Annotated in this window: 18 protein-coding genes; 13 read left to right on the top strand and 5 right to left on the bottom strand. The window is 33.6% G+C overall.

Annotated elements, in window-relative coordinates; genetic code table 11:
* The first annotated feature begins 110 nt into the window (after positions 1 to 110).
* The 3 genes from K6959_RS15070 (at position 111) to spoIID (ending at position 3,474) form a co-directional block, all read left to right on the top strand.
* Positions 111 to 863 (top strand): YwmB family TATA-box binding protein, encoded by a 753-nt coding sequence (locus K6959_RS15070; protein WP_163241014.1) that lies wholly within the window; start codon positions 111 to 113, stop codon positions 861 to 863.
* Between the two features lie 32 nt (positions 864 to 895).
* Positions 896 to 2,206, top strand: coding sequence for a UDP-N-acetylglucosamine 1-carboxyvinyltransferase (murA, locus tag K6959_RS15065; protein WP_163241016.1), 1,311 nt, complete (start codon positions 896 to 898; stop codon positions 2,204 to 2,206).
* A gap of 251 nt (positions 2,207 to 2,457) precedes the next feature.
* Positions 2,458 to 3,474 (top strand): stage II sporulation protein D, encoded by a 1,017-nt coding sequence (gene spoIID / locus K6959_RS15060; RefSeq protein ID WP_163241018.1) that lies wholly within the window; start codon positions 2,458 to 2,460, stop codon positions 3,472 to 3,474.
* A 90-nt stretch (positions 3,475 to 3,564) separates the two neighbouring features.
* Here the strand turns inward: spoIID and K6959_RS15055 are convergent, their stop codons facing one another.
* On the bottom strand, positions 3,565 to 3,990 hold the full coding sequence (locus tag K6959_RS15055) for a VanZ family protein (protein WP_246234598.1): 426 nt from the start codon (positions 3,988 to 3,990) through the stop codon (positions 3,565 to 3,567).
* 131 nt (positions 3,991 to 4,121) lie between these two features.
* Here K6959_RS15055 and K6959_RS15050 point away from each other — a divergent pair, with 131 nt between their 5' ends.
* Positions 4,122 to 5,123 (top strand): stage II sporulation protein SpoIIQ, encoded by a 1,002-nt coding sequence (locus K6959_RS15050; protein WP_223086910.1) that lies wholly within the window; start codon positions 4,122 to 4,124, stop codon positions 5,121 to 5,123.
* Positions 5,124 to 5,258: 135 nt separating this feature from the next.
* The gene (ggt, locus tag K6959_RS15045) at positions 5,259 to 6,863 is read left to right on the top strand and encodes a gamma-glutamyltransferase (protein ID WP_223086909.1); all 1,605 of its coding nucleotides are present in this window, start codon (positions 5,259 to 5,261) and stop codon (positions 6,861 to 6,863) included.
* A gap of 769 nt (positions 6,864 to 7,632) precedes the next feature.
* Here the strand turns inward: ggt and K6959_RS15040 are convergent.
* Positions 7,633 to 9,243, bottom strand: a complete 1,611-nt coding sequence (locus K6959_RS15040; RefSeq protein WP_223086907.1) for a LysM peptidoglycan-binding domain-containing protein — start codon at positions 9,241 to 9,243, stop codon at positions 7,633 to 7,635.
* An 835-nt stretch (positions 9,244 to 10,078) separates the two neighbouring features.
* Between K6959_RS15040 and spoIIID the strand changes: the two genes are divergently transcribed.
* The 5 genes from spoIIID (at position 10,079) to K6959_RS15015 (ending at position 13,425) form a co-directional block, all read left to right on the top strand.
* Positions 10,079 to 10,351, top strand: coding sequence for a sporulation transcriptional regulator SpoIIID (gene spoIIID, locus K6959_RS15035; protein WP_163241028.1), 273 nt, complete (start codon positions 10,079 to 10,081; stop codon positions 10,349 to 10,351).
* A gap of 182 nt (positions 10,352 to 10,533) precedes the next feature.
* Complete coding sequence (mreB, locus tag K6959_RS15030) at positions 10,534 to 11,535, top strand: rod shape-determining protein (RefSeq protein WP_163241030.1); 1,002 nt, start codon at positions 10,534 to 10,536, stop codon at positions 11,533 to 11,535.
* 355 nt (positions 11,536 to 11,890) lie between these two features.
* The gene (locus K6959_RS15025; RefSeq protein WP_163241032.1) at positions 11,891 to 12,217 is read left to right on the top strand and encodes a DNA-directed RNA polymerase subunit beta; all 327 of its coding nucleotides are present in this window, start codon (positions 11,891 to 11,893) and stop codon (positions 12,215 to 12,217) included.
* A 183-nt stretch (positions 12,218 to 12,400) separates the two neighbouring features.
* Positions 12,401 to 12,835 (top strand): 3-hydroxyacyl-ACP dehydratase FabZ, encoded by a 435-nt coding sequence (gene fabZ / locus K6959_RS15020; RefSeq protein WP_223086906.1) that lies wholly within the window; start codon positions 12,401 to 12,403, stop codon positions 12,833 to 12,835.
* Positions 12,836 to 13,101: 266 nt separating this feature from the next.
* Positions 13,102 to 13,425 (top strand): hypothetical protein, encoded by a 324-nt coding sequence (locus tag K6959_RS15015; RefSeq protein ID WP_163241036.1) that lies wholly within the window; start codon positions 13,102 to 13,104, stop codon positions 13,423 to 13,425.
* Between the two features lie 97 nt (positions 13,426 to 13,522).
* Here K6959_RS15015 and K6959_RS15010 read toward each other — a convergent pair whose 3' ends face one another.
* The gene (locus K6959_RS15010) at positions 13,523 to 13,960 is read right to left on the bottom strand and encodes a YwpF-like family protein (RefSeq protein WP_163241038.1); all 438 of its coding nucleotides are present in this window, start codon (positions 13,958 to 13,960) and stop codon (positions 13,523 to 13,525) included.
* A 350-nt stretch (positions 13,961 to 14,310) separates the two neighbouring features.
* Between K6959_RS15010 and ssb the strand changes: the two genes are divergently transcribed.
* Positions 14,311 to 14,682: a single-stranded DNA-binding protein gene (ssb, locus tag K6959_RS15005; protein WP_163241040.1), complete on the top strand. Its 372-nt coding sequence runs from the start codon at positions 14,311 to 14,313 to the stop codon at positions 14,680 to 14,682.
* Positions 14,675 to 14,884, top strand: a complete 210-nt coding sequence (locus tag K6959_RS15000) for a hypothetical protein (protein WP_163240891.1) — start codon at positions 14,675 to 14,677, stop codon at positions 14,882 to 14,884. The genes ssb and K6959_RS15000 overlap by 8 nt, the downstream gene beginning before the upstream one ends.
* Positions 14,885 to 15,093: 209 nt before the next feature.
* Here the strand turns inward: K6959_RS15000 and K6959_RS14995 are convergent, their stop codons facing one another.
* On the bottom strand, positions 15,094 to 17,943 hold the full coding sequence (locus tag K6959_RS14995; RefSeq protein WP_163241042.1) for a DEAD/DEAH box helicase: 2,850 nt from the start codon (positions 17,941 to 17,943) through the stop codon (positions 15,094 to 15,096).
* Positions 17,927 to 19,615: an SWIM zinc finger family protein gene (locus K6959_RS14990; RefSeq protein WP_163241044.1), complete on the bottom strand. Its 1,689-nt coding sequence runs from the start codon at positions 19,613 to 19,615 to the stop codon at positions 17,927 to 17,929. The genes K6959_RS14995 and K6959_RS14990 overlap by 17 nt, the downstream gene beginning before the upstream one ends.
* A gap of 471 nt (positions 19,616 to 20,086) precedes the next feature.
* Between K6959_RS14990 and K6959_RS14985 the strand changes: the two genes are divergently transcribed.
* Positions 20,087 to 20,473 carry a hypothetical protein gene (locus tag K6959_RS14985; RefSeq protein ID WP_163241046.1) on the top strand — a complete coding sequence of 129 codons (387 nt, stop codon included), beginning with the start codon at positions 20,087 to 20,089 and terminating at the stop codon, positions 20,471 to 20,473.
* Positions 20,474 to 20,977: the final 504 nt, after the last annotated feature.

The raw sequence follows: 20,977 nt of genomic DNA, 5'->3' as shown, positions 1-20,977 counted from the left end.
TAACTTAGTATGTTTTTTATACAAAAATTAATGTCTGATTGTGACGAGATTTCCCAAGTATGCTCCTTCCTTTCTTGGAAACAATGGTAATAAGGGGAGGAGTTAAAACTATGAACAAAATTTCATTAACTGCTTTATTGATTTCCATTATTTTATTTAGTTTCTTCTTTTTAGAAAATACAGCAACGATTGCGAATAATAAAATGGATTTAGCTATCCTTGCAGAGACTTTACAGGATGAGGATGTAGTTATTAAAGAATGGTCTTTACATGCGAGGAAAATCACCCCAGAAATGAATTCAAAGGAAGAAATCAATCAATTTTTTAAACAATTAAAGAAACAATTTCCCGAATGGGATTGGACAACTAAGAAAAGTGAACGCCATTACGAGATAAAAGGGGAATTATTGAATTTATCTTCTCAACCATACAATGAAACAATACATTTACGCTCTTCTGCAAATAAAAACAAGTTTGAAACGTATATAACATATGAAATTAAAGGTTATAAGTGGAGCAAAGAAGCTGAGCTTTTCGTATCAAAAATAGCAAAAAAGAAAATTGATGACATTTTTCGTGGAAATGTCACAATTTTCTCTTGTATTAAAGGTGAATTCAGTGATAGAATTGAGAAGGCTTTGTCTAGAAAGGCGAACAAATTTTTAACAATCCTAGATGGGGAAGAAATTGAGGCTTTAAGTGAGGATTCTTTTGTATCCGTTTCAGCCTATACACCACTGCTTGGAGAAGTCATTTCAAATGAAACGAATAAAATGAATTTACAACTCGCTTTAAGAACGGAAGGATTGGGCGCAAGAACTACCATCGTAGTTGGCACACCAATCATTACGGTTGAATATTAATATAGAGAAATTGGACGCGGAGGGGAATACCTTTGGAAAAGATCATCGTCCGCGGCGGACAAAGGTTAAACGGTATAGTAAAAGTAGAAGGAGCTAAAAATGCCGTTTTGCCAGTTATCGCTGCAACTTTATTAGCAAGTGATGGGAAAAGCGTAATTCATGATGTGCCAGCTCTCTCCGATGTGTACACAATCAATGAAGTATTACGCAATTTAAATGTCAATGTACAATTTGAAAATAATCAAATTACAGTAGATGCATCAGGAGAGTTAAAAGATGTAGCGCCTTTTGAGTACGTTCGTAAAATGCGTGCCTCTGTCCTTGTTATGGGGTCATTATTAGCACGCAACGGGCATGCACAAGTTGCGCTACCAGGAGGATGTGCAATTGGTTCTCGTCCGATTGATCAGCATTTAAAAGGGTTTGAAGCAATGGGCGCATCAGTAAAAGTAGGAAACGGCTTTATAGAAGCTGAAGCATCGAAAGGATTAAAAGGTGCTAAAATTTATTTAGATTTCCCAAGTGTTGGAGCAACTGAGAATATTATGATGGCTGCGACACTTGCTAAAGGGACAACAATTATCGAAAACTGTGCAAAAGAACCTGAAATTGTAGATTTAGCAAATTTCCTCAATAAAATGGGTGCAAGAGTAAGAGGTGCCGGCACAGGAACGATTAAGATTGAAGGTGTCGATGTTTTATTTGGTGCAAAACACAACATTATTCCAGATCGAATCGAAGCTGGTACTTTTATGGTTGGTGCAGCTATTACCGGTGGTAATGTTCTTGTAAAGGGAGCTGTTCCGGAGCACCTCACATCTTTAATAGCTAAAATGGGAGAAATGGGTGTAATTATTTCTGAGGAAGCCGATGGTATAAGAGTAATTGGACCAGAAAAACTTAAGGCTGTTGACATAAAAACAATGCCTCATCCAGGATTCCCGACTGATATGCAATCGCAAATGATGGCGCTACTCCTTTGCGCTGAAGGAACAAGTATGATTACAGAAACTGTGTTTGAAAATCGCTTTATGCATGCAGAAGAGTTTCGGCGGATGAATGCAGACATTAAAATTGAAGGACGTTCTGTTATTATTAATGGTCCATCAAAACTTCAAGGGGCTGAAGTAGCTGCAACTGATCTTCGTGCTGCAGCAGCACTTATATTATCAGGTTTGGTTGCTGATGGGGTAACGCGTGTAACCGAGCTAAAGCATTTAGACCGTGGATATGTGAATTTCCATCAAAAATTAGCTGCACTTGGTGCTGATATTGAACGTATTTCCGATAGAGAGGAAACGAATTTGCTAAATAAGACGTATATAGCAGACCTAAATGCTTAATCGCTAATTTATATAAGAAAACTTAGAAATGCTCTTGTCACAATATGGCAGGGGCATTTAGTCATTTTATAGTGAATTTTAATCATTCAGTAGTGAAAATTAAAAATGTAACCCCTTTCTTTAAAAAACTTCATAATTTTTATGTCGTCTATTAAAAACTAATCATAAAAGCTTGTCCTTTCTCATATGAATGAATTGAGGCTGAGCTTTGAGAAGGTTCATGCTTACTTTTTTTCTGGAGGCATCAAAAAATGAAGCAAATCAAACCAATTGTCGTACTAATCATATCACTTGTATTTGTAACATTATTAATTCCAACAGTTCTTGTTCTTCCATTTAACGATAGTAAAGCTAGCAGCAATATACTTGAAGAGATAGAACCCGTAAATACATCATCAGATGAGTCATCTATTGAAGTTGCAGTATACAGAAGCGCTAAGAAGGAAATAGAGCAGGTTTCACTTGAATCATATGTAACAGGTGTGGTAGCTTCAGAAATGCCTGCAGAGTTTGAATTAGAGGCTTTAAAAGCGCAAACCTTAGCAGCAAGAACATATATCGTTAAGCAAATGATGTCAGATGAAAAAATAGGGCTTCCAAAAGGGGCGATAGTCACTGATACAGAATTACATCAAGTATTTAAAAATGATCGAGAATTGAAAAAGCTATGGGGTAAAGATTATGATTGGAAAATAAAAAAAATAAAAGAAGCTGTTAAAGCAACAGAAGGACAAATATTAACATATAATGGAGAGCCAATTACTGCTCAATTTTTTTCTACGAGCAACGGCTATACAGAAAATTCTGAAGCATACTGGTCTAATCCTTTCCCATATTTAAAAAGTGTTGAAAGTCCATGGGACACTAAGTCGCCGAAATTTTATGATAAAAAAGTATTTTCTGTTAAGGATTTTGAAAAGTTGCTTGGTGTTAAACTTGGAGCAGATGACCAAATTGGTAAAATATTGGATCGGACACCTGGAAAACGTGTGGGAAACGTTAATATAAATGGAAATGTCTTAAGTGGAAGGGAAGTACGGGAAAAACTTGATTTAAAATCGGCTGATTTTATTTGGAAACGAAAAAACGACCAAATTATTATCGAAACGAAAGGTTATGGTCATGGAGTTGGTATGAGCCAGTATGGTGCAAATGGAATGGCGTTAGAAGGGAAAAAATATGAAGACATCGTTAAGTATTACTATCAAGGTGTAGAAGTAAGTAAATCTGAACCTTTATTAACAAACTTTACAGCAAAAAATAGATAAGAGTTGTTTCAGAACTTGTACAATGGAAGTTAAAGAGCCTTGCTTTGATATTCTTATCGGAGCAAGGTTATTTTTCCTTTCAGAAATTTTTTATTCGAACTTACGGTTTAAAATTTTTTCAATAAAGGAAACGATGATTGGAAAACGTTGATAGAATACAGCTTGATGCACAAGATACCAGCATACGATGACTCCAATACAGTCTTTTATAACGTCAATTGTCGATGCCGTTCTATATGGTACAAAAGATTGATGGATTTCATCAATAACTCCATAAAAACTAGAGATTAACGCTATAAACATATTTATTTTAGGTGTAAATTTACTTGCAGATAAAAAGAAAGTTGCCAATAGTAAGTATAAAATTGCAAATTCAATTAAATGAAGGGACTCTTTAAAAAATGTATCAAATCCTTTTGAAGGAAGCTCAATAATAGTGTTATGAGGGAGTCCGGACATGATCCAAATGATTACTATATAAGAAAATGCTAATCCTGCAAAGATGTAAGTACGCAACATAATCAATCACCTAAAAAGTTTTGTAAATGTATAAAAAAAATATTAATGCAAAAAATAAAAAAATTAATTTTTAAATAATGTATATAATTTATGTGATCTGTTCAAAATGATTGCTGAGGTGATAAAAAATGAAAGAGGAAGAAAAGAAACGACCTTCTCAAGATTCCAAGTTTTTTAGAAGACGTTGGGTATTTCCGGCCATCTATATTGCAAGTGCAGCAATCATATTAACAGGGGTTTTTTGGTATCAAAACAGTGAAAAAAATACAACAGATTCTAACAACATTGATTCCCAGGCAACTGATATTACCGGAAAAAAATATAAAGATGAACTTGCATTAGAAGTCAACAGATCTATGGAGAACTTCGTTATGCCTGTTATGAATCCTGATTCTGCTGTGATTAAAAAACAATTTTACGATTCAAAAGCTAAGAAAGATGAACAAGAAGCAGCCCTTGTATTTTATAACAATAAGTATCATCAAAACACTGGAATTGATATCGCAATGAAAAAAGGTGAAACCTTTGATGTTGTTGCTGCATTAAGCGGCAATGTAAAAAAAGTTGAAGAAGACTCGTTACTTGGAAACGTAATTGTCATTGAGCATGATAAAGGTATTGTAACACAATATCAAGCTGTAAAAGATATTAAAGTTAAGGTTGGCGATTTTGTAAAGCAAGGACAAGCTCTTGCAAAGGCCGGTCAAAGCTTGTTTAATCAAGATGCTGGTGTCCATGTTCATTTTGAAATTCGAAAAGACAATATTCCTGTAAATCCACTAGACTATTTTGATAAGCCATTAAGTTCTCTACTAGAACAAAATTCTGAAAAAGAAGGAAAATCTAAAGATGAACAGAAGCCTGCAGACGAAGGAAAATCCGAAGATGATCAGAAGCCTGCAGATGGAGGTAAATCGGAAGATGATCAAAAGCCAGCGGATGAAGGAATGTCAGAAGACGATCAAAAACCTGTAAATGAAGGAAATTTGGAAGATAAAAAATCTAATCAGAAACAAAATAACAACTTAAACGACAATAAGAAAAATATTGATAAAAAAGACGAAAAAAATAATACTAACGATGATCCAACTCGTTCAAATAAAGAAAATAATACTTCAAGTGTATCATAACCTATTAACGTTTAAAAAAATTAGTTTAGCAAAAGTGATTCACAAGTAGGAAGAGATATAGTCTCATCCTGCTTTTTTTATTTTCATCTTCTGGTATAATATTTTTTGAAAATGAAAAAGTTAGGAGAAGATAAAATGCCATATCTTACATATCCTTATCCGTCACAACGTATGACTACTATTTCTCGTAATGGGATGGTTGCTACCTCGCAGCCACTTGCAGCTCAGGCAGGTTTAACGATCTTAAAAAAAGGAGGTAATGCGATTGATGCTGCGATTGCAACTGCTGCATGCTTAACAGTTGTCGAACCAACCTCAAATGGAATTGGTGGTGATGCTTTTGCTCTTGTATGGACAAATAATCATCTATATGGTTTAAATGGCAGCGGGCCAGCTCCTAAAGATATATCAATACAAAGAGTACAACAAATGGGGCATAGAAAAATGCCAACGCACGGTTGGATTCCGATTACAGTTCCCGGTGCGCCCTCAGCTTGGGTTGAACTAAATAACCGTTTTGGTATATTACCATTGAAGGATGTATTAAAACCGGCAATAGATTATGCGAGAAATGGATATCCAATATCCCCTGTTCTAGGAGATAATTGGAGACAAGCATTTGAATATTATAAAGAGCATTTAACGGGCGTTGAATTTCAAGAGTGGTTCAAAATATTTGCACCAAAAAACCGTCCTCCATATATCGGTGAAATGTGGAATTCGGACAACCATGCTGAAACATTAACTGAAATTGCAGAAACAAACGGAAAAAGTTTTTATAAAGGGAGATTAGCTAAAAAAATTGCTGCTGCTTCAAAAGAATATGGCGGTTTTTTATGTCTAGAAGATTTAAATCGCTATAAAGCAGAATGGGTTGAGCCAATCTCTGTAAAGTACAGGGGATATGAAATATGGGAGATACCGCCGAATGGACAAGGGCTCGTTGCTCTTATGACTTTAAATATATTAAATCAATGTAAAATAACCCCTAGGGAAGACGCAAATACTATTCATTATCAGCTTGAGGCAATGAAACAGGCTTTTACAGATGGAAAAGCCTATATTACTGATCCTGCTATTATGAAAGCGAAAGTAGCTGATTTGTTATCGGAAAAATATGGACAAGATTGTTACGATAATATTCAACCAACTGCCCAAATTCCTAAGCAGACAACATTGCCAAAAGGCGGGACAGTTTATTTAGCAACGGCAGATGGGGATGGAAACATGGTATCTTTCATTCAAAGCAATTATAAAGGTTTCGGTTCAGGAATAGTTATTCCAGGTACAGGAATTGCAATGCAAAATAGAGGCAGTGACTTTTCCTTAGATCCTGGCCATGAAAATGCCCTTGCTCCTGGGAAAAGAACATATCATACGATCATTCCTGGTTTTATTACGAAAGATAATCATGCAGTTGGTCCATTTGGGGTAATGGGAGCATATATGCAGCCTCAAGGACATGTTCAAGTTGTAATGAATTTAATAGATTTTAAGTTAAATCCACAAGCAGCACTAGATGCTCCAAGATGGCAATGGCTAGGTGACAAAAAGATTGCTGTTGAATATACTTTTCCAAATAGTCTCATAAAGCAGTTAGCCGCAAAAGGTCATGAAATGCAAATATTATATGATTCAGGAAGCTTCGGCAGGGGACAAGTGATTATAAGGGATTCAAATACAGGTGTTTTAATGGGAGGAACCGAAGCACGCGCTGACGGTGCAATTGCATGTTGGTAGATTTTTTAAATCAAGATATAAATGTATATATATAAAACATGAATTGTAGTTATAGGACATTTAATCATTTAAAATGACAAATTTCTCGGGAAATATTCTCATTCATATTACAAATTACTAAGAAATTACTATCATATCGACTAACAAAGTGTTTTCAATCAGTCAGATAGCTCAAGTAAAAGAGCTTTCCGGAAAGTCAGCAGAAGCTGGTTTTCTGTTATCCTTTTATCTCGAAAGATCAACAAAAAAATTGTCTAATCTAATCAAATGAAAGTAACTAAACCATCATTTTGAAAGGACGATTTTTATAATTAATCAGAAGACCACTATTAAAAATGGACATATTACACTCAAAAATTACTTATTGGGTGGCGTTGGTTGGAAGTATTCTTTTGTATGGAAAAAAATCGACTGTCTGTTTAAAGAGAAATTAAGAGAAAAGATTAAAGAAACCTTTTGCCAGATATCTAGATATCTCAGAGCAGAAGTTCTAGAATTCACGGATATTGGAAGAGAGCTAACTCTTAAGCAGAATGACTAGCCAACCAGCTTAATAAGAAAATTGATGCCTTGACCGATGAAATTGAAGCAGTTAAAATCATTGTTCGCAAAGAGTATGGAAGCCCATCGTGCATTAAAAAACCCGGTGAAGACCCATTCTGCCAACTGCTTTTAAAAAGCGTCTTATAAGACAAAATGAGGCGAAGAAAAACAAATCGTTTCTCTTTGCCTCATTTATTTCAGGTGCTTTTTAAAAATCCTAGTTTTATTAAAATTGTAAATAAATTAAACCATCATTTTTATATGTTAGTATGACGTTTCTTCCTGTTAAAGCTTCAAATTTATGGGCTGTGCCAAAAGGAACCTTTAAAGTTAAAATTTGATCTTTCGTATTAAATTCTACTGTGAATTTATCAGCCGCACCAATAACTTTACCAGTGGTAGTTTTTATGTCGTCTCTTATGATTAGTTTTTGGCCAATTAAAATAAAGTCATTTTTTAATCCATTTGCTTTTTTAATATCCGCAACTGAAACATTAAAACGCTTTGCAATCCCCCAAAGAGTGTCTCCAGGAGCAACAGTATAAACAGCTCCTATTTTCGATTGGTTGTTATCTTTTTTAGGTGTTTGGGTTGTTTTGTTTGGAATCGTTAGAACTTGTCCAACATTGATTCGATCTGAAGTGAGCCCATTTTGTTTTTTCAATTGGTCTACAGTAACATTATACTTTAGTGCAATTCTATATAAATTATCCCCAAAAGTAACAATATGAGCGGTTCCTTTTTGTGACTGGTTATGATCATTTTTAGGTGTTTGTTCTTTGATTGTTTTGTTTGGGATTGTTAGAACTTGTCCAACACTAAGTCGGTCAGAAGTAAGTCCATTTTGTTTTTTCAGTTGTTCAACAGTAATATTATATTTCAGTGCGATTCTATATAGGTTATCTCCAGGAGCAACAGTATGGGCTTCTTTTTTTGGTGTTTGTTCTTTACTTGTTTCGTTTGGAATCGTTAGAACTTGTCCAACACTAAGTCGATCAGAAGTAAGTCCATTTTGTTTTTTCAGTTGTTCAACAGTAACATTATATTTCAGCGCGATTCTATATAAGTTATCTCCAGGAGCAACAGTATGGGCTCCTTTTTTTGCTTGGTTATGATCTTTTTTAGGTGTTTGTTCTTTACTTGTTTCGCTTGTAATAGTCAGAACCTGTCCAACACAAAGTCGGTCAGAAGTAAGTCCATTTTGTTTTTTCAGTTGTTCAACAGTAACATTATATTTTAGCGCGATTCTATATAAGTTATCTCCAGGAGCAACAGTATGAGTCCCTTTTTTTGCTTGGTTATGCTCCTTTTTAGGCGTTTGATCTTTAGGTGTTTGATCTTTAGAAGTATTGTCCGGAATCGTTAACACCTGTCCGACTTTAAGCTGGTCAGAAGTAAGTCCGTTTATTTTTTTTAATTGTTCTACGGAAATATTAAACTTCAGTGCAATTCTATATAAATTATCCCCTTTTAAAACTTTATAGCTTTCAAGATGATCATTAAAGTATTGTTCTTCATTATCACTATGGTATTCTGTTGGTACTTCCAACTTTTGTCCTATGTAAAGTTGATTTGATGTAATACCATTTTCTGATTTAAGTAATTCTACAGTTGTTTTGAATTTTTTTGAAATTGTGTCAAGGGTGTCTCCTGCTTGAACAATATAAACTCCACTTTCTGATGCTTTTACAGTTTTAACTCCACCTGTTAATACTGAGGTTGAAATTGCAGCTGCAAGCGTTAATCCGGCAACTTTAACATTTCTTGCCTTCGCAGCCTGTCTTTTTTCTTCGGCTATTCTCTGGCTACGTGTTTTTTTAATCTGTTCTTGGATCAATTTTTTCCCCCCTTAAAAAATTTATATAACTCCCTTATGAAAATAATAAAAAAAAATCTAATTTTAGCATAAGTGTAAGTAAATCTACACATTTTGACAATAGGTGATTAATCGTAAATAACTTTTGACAAAATCCGACCTTTAGTGCTATATTTTTACTCCAAAAGTCTATTGTAAAAATTAATTTATATAAAAAATAGTGATAATTAAACTTAATTAAGGACATAGAACCATAATATGAATCTAAATTTGCAAAATAAAGGCTCTAATTTCCAAATTTTTATTATTTACTGTAACAGGTCTAAAGACTTTATGTAGTGGAGCTTAGTTTTTTGAATAGACCTTTATTCACATTTCATTTGTTCTTTTTTCCATTTGTCAATAATTTGTGATAATTTATTTATAGAAAAGTAAATAAAAATTTAAAAAAATTGGATAATCCCTGTCCCTATTATGTTTTTCGTGCATAATCCCTTACCCAAGCTAATAAAATGTTACAAACCTTTACAAAGAGAGTGTTTGAGGTGAGGAGTCGTTTTGTTGGCAGCGAGATTTAGTCGGGGACATGTTTATTCATCATACTTTCAGAAAGTCGTTTTGCTTTCTGCCGCATATTTTCTTTGTTCGCTTAAAAAATAGTTATGTTAAATAATGTTGTTGATTTAACTAGCATATTTGTTAACTGCAAACTCAAAAGAATGAGTCTAAACAACATGATCGTTTAACATAGCCTAAAAAATAAGGACAATGCTTGCGGAAAATAACGGTACATCATCGAGCGAAAAGCGAATCTCATTTCACACTTCTCACATCCAATTTAGGGAGGGCGAGTGGTGTGCACGATTACATCAAAGAGAGGACTATCAAGATTGGAAAGTATATCGTGGAGACGAGAAAAACGGTTCGCGTAATCGCGAAGGAGTTTGGCGTATCCAAAAGTACAGTTCACAAAGATCTAACAGAGAGGCTTCCTGAAATTAATCCGGAACTTGCAAATGAGGTAAAGGAGATTTTGGATTATCATAAATCAATACGTCATTTACGCGGGGGCGAGGCAACAAAAATGAAATATAAAAAGGAGGAAAAGAAAGGCGAAACAGTCAAATGATTTTCTGTATGAAAATAGAAATTGGATAAAAATAAAAGTATTTTTATATATTTCGTGCTAAAATACAGTTTTTTTTAAGATGATTTTTAAAAAAGATACTTCTTTCGCAGCTAATGTGCTAAAATAACAAATTAGGAAAAGAAGAACTTGTTCGTAGTTATTTAAGGAGGAACGAAAAAATAATGTTTGCTAGGGATATTGGGATTGACCTTGGAACTGCTAACGTATTAATCCATGTAAAAGGGAAAGGAATTGTCTTGAATGAACCGGCAGTTGTCGCGATAGATAGAAATTCAAGCAGAGTTCTAGCAGTAGGGGAAGAGGCAAGGAAAATGGTAGGTCGTACTCCAGGAAATATTGTTGCTATTCGCCCCTTACGAGATGGTGTTATTGCCGATTTTGATGTTACAGAGGCAATGCTAAAATATTTTATTAATCAATTAAGTGTTAAGGGCTTTTTTTCAAAACCGCGTATTTTAATTTGTTGTCCAACAAATATCACAAGTGTTGAACAAAAGGCAATTAAAGAAGCAGCGGAAAAAAGCGGTGGAAAGAAGGTTTATTTAGAAGAGGAGCCTAAAGTAGCTGCTATCGGTGCAGGGATGGATATTTTTATGCCAAGCGGAAATATAGTGGTTGATATTGGAGGAGGAACGACAGATATTGCTGTATTGTCAATGGGTGATATTGTTACTTCTTCTTCAATTAAGATGGCCGGTGACAAATTTGATTCAGAAATTTTAAATTACATTAAAAGGGAATATAAACTGTTAATTGGTGAACGAACAGCAGAAGATATAAAAATAAATATTGGAACTGTATTTCCTGGTTCTAGAAGTGAAGAAATGGATATTCGGGGACGCGATATGGTCACAGGTTTGCCTAGAACAATAACAGTTCGATCTGCGGAAATAGAAGCCGCTCTTCGTGAGTCTGTAACAGTCATTGTCCATGCAGCAAAAGGGGTACTTGAAAGAACACCTCCTGAGCTTTCAGCTGATATTATTGATCGAGGCGTAATATTAACCGGGGGCGGCGCTTTACTTCACGGAATCGATCAGCTTCTTGCTGAAGAACTTAAAGTACCTGTTTTAATAGCCGAAAACCCAATGGACTGTGTTGCAGTTGGGACAGGTATTATGCTTGAAAATATTGATAAAATTCCAGATAGAAAATTAGGTTAAAGAATGAAATAAGTGTGGTTTTAAAAATTGTACAAATCACCTATTTTTCAAATGGGCAGTTATTACAAGTGGATAACACAACTGCCCTTGATATATTATTAATTGTAATGAGGGAATTTTTTATCTGTTAAAATGATTTAAAAACATACATATTTTATGAGTATGAAAAAATTTGTTGGATCTTAAAATTTTTTGCTGTTTCCTGACCTATAATTACTTATAATAGGGTTTTAATGTAGTTTAAGTTATGAATGTCGGATAAATTTGAGTAAAAGTTGAGCTATAGCAGATTTTATCTCGTTTATCTGTGATTTATTAATTATTAATGGGAATCCGTTATAAGGGGAAGAAAAAGATGTCAATTAAGTCAAACAATCAAGAAAAGATGTTAACAAGACAAGAAAGGCTTAAAAAGAGGCAGGAAAAAGATATTAATTTCAAGGAGAAAAATAGTGAACAGCTTAGCAGCAATGACCAGGAAGGAGCTCAGACGGACAAAAAACTAGTCAGGATTCGTTTAGTTCCAATTTGGCTACGTCTAGTTATCTTTGCCTTCTTAATTGCGATAAGCGGGTTGCTTGGTGCTGTAGTAGGTTATGGGGTAATAGGAGATGGAAAGCCGCTGGAGGTTTTTCAAATAAAGACATGGACACATATTGTAGATTTAATAAAAAGTGAATAATGTCTCTATCTATTCGAACTAAATTCAAAAAGAAAGCGTCTTTTTTAAGATGGCATTTCTCCTCAAATGCTTTTCCTTATATAAATTACCGCTAAAATTCTTTCTCCTGTGTTAATCGATCACCTAAGTAGAGAAAATATTTGTTGTAAAGGGTGCTTAAAAAATGAAGGAGGAAAAACAATAATGCTTGATATCATGCAAATTAAAGATATAATTCCGCATCGTTATCCTTTTTTATTAATTGATAAAGTGTTAGAGATCGATGAAGGTAAAAGAGCTGTTGGTATTAAAAATGTCTCAGCAAACGAGCCATTTTTTAATGGTCATTTCCCTGATTATCCAGTTATGCCTTGGGTATTAATTGTAGAAGCATTAGCACAAGTCGGTGCAGTTGCAATGTTAAAGAAAGAGGAAAATAAAGGTCGACTTGCTTTTTTTACTGGGATTGACAATTGCCGCTTTAAAAAGCAAGTAAAACCCGGTGATCAACTTCGTCTTGAAGTAGAAATGACTCGAGTTCGTGGGGCAATTGGAAAAGGAAAAGGAATTGCTACTGTTAATGATGAAATCGTTTGTGAAACGGAAATCATGTTTGCGCTTGGTGAGAAGAAAGAATGATTTATTAGCCCACTATTTATTTATTGTTAACCAGTTGTATAAAATAACTGGTTTTTTTGTGTCCTTTTTAGTGAATTAATTAAAAAAATAATACGATTTTTGAAAAGATTAATGGAAATTTGCTATTTAAATGCGTGTAATGACAACTAAAATTATCTTTACAAAAAAAATTTTACAAAATAATGAAAGTTATTGTTATTATTGGGCAACATAACAGAAGACCAAAGGGAAAGTCACAATCTGAAAACTTGAAAGGAGCGTTCACAATGAAAAAGAAACTTTTAATGTTAATCGGAGGTTCCTTGCTATCAGCAATCATCTTAGCAGGTTGCGCAACTAATAATAATGATCAAGAGCCGCCTCCGCCAAACAATGATGTAGATGTACCAGGGACAAATGATAATGACAATAATGGGATAGGAAACGATAATAACAATGGAATTGGAAATGACAACAATGACATGAATAACGGTACAAACGATCAAAACGTTAATAATGATGGTGATTTAATGAAGGATAATAATACACCGCAAGAAGATATGGTTGAAGACAGACTTGACCGAAATGATGACGATAATCGAGATCGTTAAGTACATTTTATGCCTAATAAGCATAGACAACCCCCACTATACAATTGGTAGTGGGGGTAAACGTGTAAAATCGTCAAAAAAGAAAGTTCTTTGTTTATTAATTTGAATTTTTAAAAGCTGCAATACTTGGTTTCATACGCATTTTTTGCTGAAATGCTTTTAATAAATCGTCTCCATCTAATCCTTTCTCTAATAACTCACTTAGCACTAATTCAGCATACTCATTTCGCGATTTTTTTAATACTCCACCAAAAAGCACACTAATATGGTGATTTATCTCTTTTATTGAACGTATTTTTACTTTAAAAGGTGCAGGATCATTTTCTGGATCTGTAATAACTGCTTGAACTATCAAATCATCATTGTTTTGATAAGGCTGGTTAAAATAATCAAAGTAATCTTTACTTATAAACGCTTCAATTAACCAAGTGCTACGTTCATCTTCTTTATTAATAATAAGTCCGTCTGTTAATTCGATATCTTTCAGTGCTGTATCTTCTACAATTTGTAACGAAACTAACTTAAACGTTTTCATTTTGGCTCCTTTCATTCCTTTTGAAAAAAATTATAACATACGACTTAATGAAAGCGAACTGTACTAAATTTTTAAAAATAAAGCTAACAGTTGTTTTGTTGTTTGTTTACAGCTTATTGTTTTCTATTTGTCGAAAAATAAAAATAAAAAGCTATATTTTTGCAATTTTACACAATTTCTTTTAAAAAAATAAGATTTATTCTATATAAAAACTGTATTTTCTTTATTTTATGTTAATAAAAATGCCATTTTAATCATTTTACTAAAATTGCTAGTTTTTATAAGATGGCAATACGATTAGGCAAATTTAACGCCAATCGAAAAACTTTAAAAAGTAAAGGAGCTGAAAAATGATTAATCAAGTTACGATTGTTGGGAGGCTGACTCGCGATCCTGAATTGAAGTTCACCGCAGAAGGAATTCCTGTAACAAATGTGACGGTTGCGTTGGATCGTCATTATCGGAATCAGTATGGAGAGATTGATACAGATTTCGTACTGTGTACATTATGGAAACGGATTGCTGAGAATACAGCGCAATACTGCCGAAAAGGTTCCATTGTTGGGATAACCGGCAGAATCCAAACTAGAAATTATGAAAATGATGAGGGCATTAAAGTTTATGTAACTGAAGTCGTTGCCGAATCAGTAAAATTTATGGGAAGGAAAAAGACTGAAGAAGAAATGAATAAAGAAAAACAGGAGGTGCACACAATTGGTTAACGCGCTCGAAAGAGCCGAAAGACTGGAAATAATACTTGAAAGCTTAATAAAAATACTCGGTAAAACAAATGAACGTGTTGATACCTTAAGTAAAAGAGTGATTCAAATGGAATACTCTTTACAAGATGCTTCTCGGCAAACGAAAAGAGTTTGTCTTACTAGACAACGATATGATATGAACATGAGTCAAGAATTAATATAACCTTCTTTTAAAACAAATCTAATCACAAACAGAACAATCCTCGCAAGTTCTTCTGACTATCTTCAAGAAAGAGAATATATCCTCTTAAACTCCCTCACTATTCCCGACTGTTCACAACAGTCGGGTTTTTCTCTAAACGTTAATAAATTTACTAAAATTATTTGGCACTGTTACAAAACAGAGCCAAATAATTCATTTTTCCTATACAACTATGAAAGAAAAACTAATTTTTTTAGTTCAGTTGTTGACAGTTCGGTAATCCAGTTGTCGCTTTGAATGATTTCATTGTTCAAAGCTTGCTTTCTCTCAATCATTTCATCAATTTTCTCTTCTAATGTCCCAGTACTAATAAACTTATGGACATGGACAAAGCGTTTTTGTCCAATTCGATAGGCACGATCTGTAGCCTGATTTTCAACTGCTGGATTCCACCAACGGTCGAAATGGAAAACATGGTTGGCAACCGTTAAGTTTAATCCAGTTCCCCCTGCTTTTAATGATAAAAGAAGAATAGGAAATTTGTTGCTTTGAAATTGTCTAATCATTTCATCACGCTGAGATTTCAACACAGCTCCATTTAAAAAAGGTACATCAAGATGATATGTCTCTTTCAATGCTGTTTGAATTAGCTCTCCCATTTTAATGTATTGAGTAAAAATAAGGCAGCTTTCTTTTTGCTCTAAAACTGCCCCAACAAGCTCAACTAACTTTTGTAGTTTTATTGAACGTTTAACGATTGATTGGGGCAGTTTCTCTTTTAAGTAGAGCGAAGGATGATTACACAACTGCTTTAACTTATTAATCATTTGTAAAACTAATCCTTTTCGTTCAAATGCAGATAACTGTTCTAGCTTTCCAAACGTATCGGCAACAAGCTGCTCATACAAAGATGCTTGTTCACTTGTTAATGGACAATATTCCTTTTGTTCTTGTTTATTAGGAAGATTTAAGGAAATATCTTCGTCCTTTTTAGTTCTTCGAAGTAAAAAAGGCTTAATAAGTGCTTGAAGACGCTGAATTTTATTCGTATCATTATCTTTTTCAATCGGAAAGACAAATTCTTTTTGAAAATGCCTGAGACTGCCTAAATAGCCACGATTAATAAAATCAAATATAGACCATAGTTCTGAGAGACGATTCTCCATTGGTGTTCCAGTTAAAGCAATTTGATGCTGGCTCGATAAACTTCTAACAGCTCTAGATTGTTTCGTTTCCGAATTTTTAATATTTTGTGCCTCATCGATTGCGACTGTATTCCAATGTATTCGCTTAAGCAACTCTAAATCAATAGAGACTAAAGAATAAGATGTAAGTACAACATCATAATGATCTACTTTTTCTATAAAAGTTCGTTCTTTTAGTCTTTTTTTTCCATAATGCAAATAAATATTTAAGGTTGGTGCAAATCGTTCCATTTCTTTTTGCCAATTGCCAAGTACAGATGTGGGGCAAACGATAAGTGCTGGATTAGTGTGACCTTGCTCTTTTAAAGACAATAAATAAGAGATCAGTTGAATTGTTTTTCCAAGTCCCATATCATCTGCTAAACATGCTCCAAAGCCATGCTGCCTTAAAAATAACAACCAATTCATGCCTTGCTTTTGATAAGGACGCAGCTTTCCATTAAAACCTGATGGAACAGGGAAATCCGGAATGTTGTTAAGCTCTGTAAGGTGCTTAATCATTACTTTCCATTGTTGGCTTAACTCAAATTGTATATGTTTAAAAGAATGATCACTTTCATGTTCAATTCTATCTTTTTCGTCTGAATAAATGAGCTCTTGTTGTAGAAGATCACGAACGTGAAGCCCTTCTTTTTTTGCCCTTTTCAATAAATCTTGAATATGATACACCATTTTAGGATCAAGGCTCATCCAGCGGCCTTTAATAAAGACAAGCTTTCGTTTTTCTTCTACAAGCTGTTGAAATTCTTCTTCTGATAAGTCAACCCCGTTCATAGAAAAACGCCAGTCGAAATTTAACAGTGCTTGCATACCTACGTAAGATGGACTGTGGCTTGAGCCACTCCCTTTAATACGAATCTTTGCTTTTAGTTGAGAATCCTTAATGGCCTGCCACCATGAAGGTAAAAGTATTTCAATTCCAAGAGTAAGCAATAACTCACTCATAGTTGTTAAAAAAATCCACGCTTCATTTTCTGTAAGACGGTTTGTAAGGCGACCATCATTTTTTAAAAATGGGACAAGCTGAGCAATTTGCTCAAATTTCTGATCGACTAACTTTAAAAATGGACGCCAGTTGTTAGGTAGGGACTTATTACTATTTAATTCAAAAAGCTCACCTTCATTTTCCTTTCCTCTTAAAAATGGTTCAAGATACCAATCGCCGCCATCCTCTTCTGGTTCTTCAAGGCGAAGACCGATGGAAAACGGCAGTTTATCTTCTTTTAAGCCTGCCCATTCAAGCCAGCTATCTTTATCAAAAAAAGCAGCTAAGTCGTGAAAGGGAACTTTACTTTTTTTAAGTATCAACAATTTTTGGCTAAGGTTAGATGTTAAGTTATTGTCTTTTCTTATATATGAATTTAAAGCATCATTAAATAGTTGTTTAACAAAAGTTTTTATTAGTATTGGCTGTTTATCTATTTCTAATATTAAGTCGTAAGTAATCGTCTCAGTCCAAAAAGAAGGATCAAATTCTTGTTTCACACTTTCTGGAAGAGACCAACGAAACTTACTATTTTCCAAATCGGAAAAATCAGGGAGCCAATATTTATTGATTATTGCTTCATAAATGACTGGAGCAACTGCCAAACAAAGCTGTGAGAGTTCGCACCAGTCCCAGTTAACGAACGGATTAAATTGTTCTTGCGCTAATAAACTAATAAGCTGCCAACCATCTATTTTTACACCGATCATTTTTTTGAAATGTTTCACATCAATCATTGTTCCATAATATGTTTCATGATGCTTGCTAAATAACCAGTTCTTCCAAATATGTGGATCGATGATTTGATTATGTTCATTTATCAGTGTCACAAAGTAAAAGGATTCATCTAAGTTACAGAGCACTATTTTAAATTTATTTCCCTTTATCATTCACTCCTTCCCCCTTTTCAATGTAGTAAAGCTTTTCTTTTTCGCATTCCTCTTGAAAGGCACGAAGGCGTTTTGTTCTTTTCTTTAATATATATAAAAATGATGTCCACTCTTCTTTTTTCCCTATTTTGCTATATAAACTTTTTAATTTTTTAAGCTGTTGAACTGCTTCTTTATAATTTTCCCTATTTTTCATATCGATATGTGATTGTGTCGACTGGTGGTATAGAGATAATAGTATTAATGGATCATGTTTTTCAACCGTTTTTAACTGTTGAGGAGAAATCTCACTTACATTCATTCTGAAATAAATCATCAATTCAATCCATCTATCGAAATCTTTTCGTTCATAATAAAATTCTTCACATGCTTCAAAGCTGTATGGAAGTAGGTGAAGAAGGGTTTTTTCAAATAAATCAATCCGTTCGCAAGCGGTGCAATAAATGTTCATTTGTTCAATTACAAAATCGGAGAATTCTTTACAGGCATCTTCCTGATCAAGAAGGTTTAAATAGTCCCCACTTCTATTAACTAATATTTCTATGTAAGGGGTCACTCGATTCCATTGCTGTTTTTTTAAAAGACTGACAACCCAATTTAAGATATAGGGAAGGGGTAAATCAAAGTATTTGAGACGTTCAAATAGTTCTTTATCTTTTTTTGCTACAAATAATAAGTGAATATAGCCTGTAATATACATAGAATGTTGAATTGGATAATATTTAGTCATTTCAATCTGTTTATTTAAACGGACAAGCTCACGATCTTGCCAGTTTTTTTTTGAAAACAATTCCTCCCATAGAATTGAGAAAAATATCGTTCGGTGATACTGAAGGATTGATGCTTCAGTATCAGTATTCGGACTTATGACTAACAATTTTTCTGTATCAGTACATAGCTTTTTAATAAAAATATCAAAAGAAAATGGAAGATATTGAACGTTTAGTTTTTGAATGGCTGCCTCTGCTAATTCAATTAGATTGCGAAAGATCGGCTGGAAATACAGGTTGATCTGCTCTTCAGAAAAATGAGCTTGCTCAATAAATTTACTCAGTTTGTTAAAGGATATAACTAAACTAATTAGTTCATAAAGATTTTTCACTTCTTGCAGAGGAGGAGCACTTGCCTTTATTTGTCGTAAGTAAATATTAAATAATTCTATAATTGTATAAGGATTTTTATATTTAGTTTCTTGGACAATGGTTTTAAAGCTTTGAGAAAATGTTTCGATCCATTGATCATAGTCTGGTTTTAATACACCCACCGATTTTACTAAATCTTTAGCTTTTTTTAGTCCAACTTTCGTGGAAATGATCTTAAGCTTTAATGGTTTTCGCCATTCCTCGACCCAATTTGTTACACTGTTAAATTGATTATAGGCTGCAAAAAACACAGCGAGCTGGTGCCTACAATAATAGTCTGCAGGGCAAGAACACTCACTCATTTCTGGATCATTCAAGTTAATTTTTACTTTGACTGGCATTACATCTTGAACAGAGGCAAAAATGAAGTTATTTTCCAGCCTTAGTTCATAAACTTGCTCTTGCCTAAAAAGAAAGAGCCCTTTTTGGATGAGTTTTATATCCTTTTCAAAGTCTGGTTTTAGAAGCTCAGCCCACTTGTTTGCACAGTATTTTAAATCATCTTCATACGATTCATCAATGTATGCCATGCCTCAAACCCCCACTTATTTTTCTTCCAATTTTACAAAAATGTAACTTTATTTATAATAAAGATCACCATTCAATACTTATATGAAACAGTGTTATAAAAAGCCATATTCTTTTATTATAACGAAAAAATTTATGAGGTGTGAAATAAAAACGAAGCTTAGTTCCTTTTAATAAAAAGACTATGCTATTGGTTATTTTTCTTCTGAAGATATGAAACGAAGTAGGTTATCGTTGGAGTTGGTGTTTTAAAGAATCTTTTCAGACTGCAAGATAAAAGTGTATTTCGAAAAATTGTTAAGTATAGGAAATTAATAATTGGTGTTGTGAGTACTTCATGCATAATATAGATGTTAGGAATACTTATTTCAAAATAATTGAATGATATTAAAAGTGTCTTTTTAAGTGATAGGATATTATTTAACTTTTAAAGGAAAACTATAATAACTTAAACTGTCAGAGTTGAATAAAAATTGGAAAAGTATGATTTTATGTTCTATACTTTGATTCAGAAACTGTGTTTAGATGGGGGGAATAAAGTAAAAAAGTTTATTTTAATTCTTATGCTTTTATCGTTGTTTATGATAGGATGTCAACAAAGTAATGAACGGTGGTTTGATTCGTATGAAAAAGCAGTTAATGAGGGAATAAAACAAACAGGAATTACAAAGCAAGACATTATTGCAGAAACGGAGGTAGATAATGAATATTTTGTCATATATTCTATTCCAAATGAGGATGGTTATGCGATCGGTGTTTCTAATATAGCGAAATTAAACGGAAAATATAGTTGGTATCCCGTAGGATCTAGAGTTGATTTAGTAATTAAAAATCTAAACCCGATAATAAGGTATCAGTAGAAGGAACGATAGACTAAGTCAAACAAAAAATATATCATTTATCTTGGCGGATATGAAGATGAGCAAGAAGTTATTAAAAATGAAGAAGGTTTAGAAATACACCCTGAATTTGATCGTGATAGAAAGATATATTACAAAATAACTAGTAATTCAAACTAGTGTGGATATTTCATTTTATATATTGATCTTTTTGAAAGAGGAAAAGAAGTGGGAAAAAAATCGATATTTACTTCTTTAAGGTTATTTTTTTATTCATATCGTTTCCAAGTTTCTCAAAAGCATCTGAAATAGAAATTACCTTGGATAAAGAAGATGCTTTTATTGATCCCATCTCGGGAGATTTGATATCACCTATGAAATTAACTGAAAATGGATTTGAATTAATGACAAAGAAGAGGATCTGGTAAATATGAGTGAGGCACCTTTTGAAGAAGATGTTAATTTCAGTATTATGCGCTTCGGTTAACAGATGCCTCATTTGGCCTCCAAGCCAAAAAAAATATA

The sequence above is a fragment of the Bacillus aquiflavi genome (assembly GCF_019915265.1).
In the GTDB taxonomy this organism is placed as follows: domain Bacteria; phylum Bacillota; class Bacilli; order Bacillales; family Cytobacillaceae; genus Bacillus_BT; species Bacillus_BT aquiflavi.
Note: the sequence above shows the minus strand (reverse complement) of the source record. Positions and strands in the feature narration are given on the sequence as shown.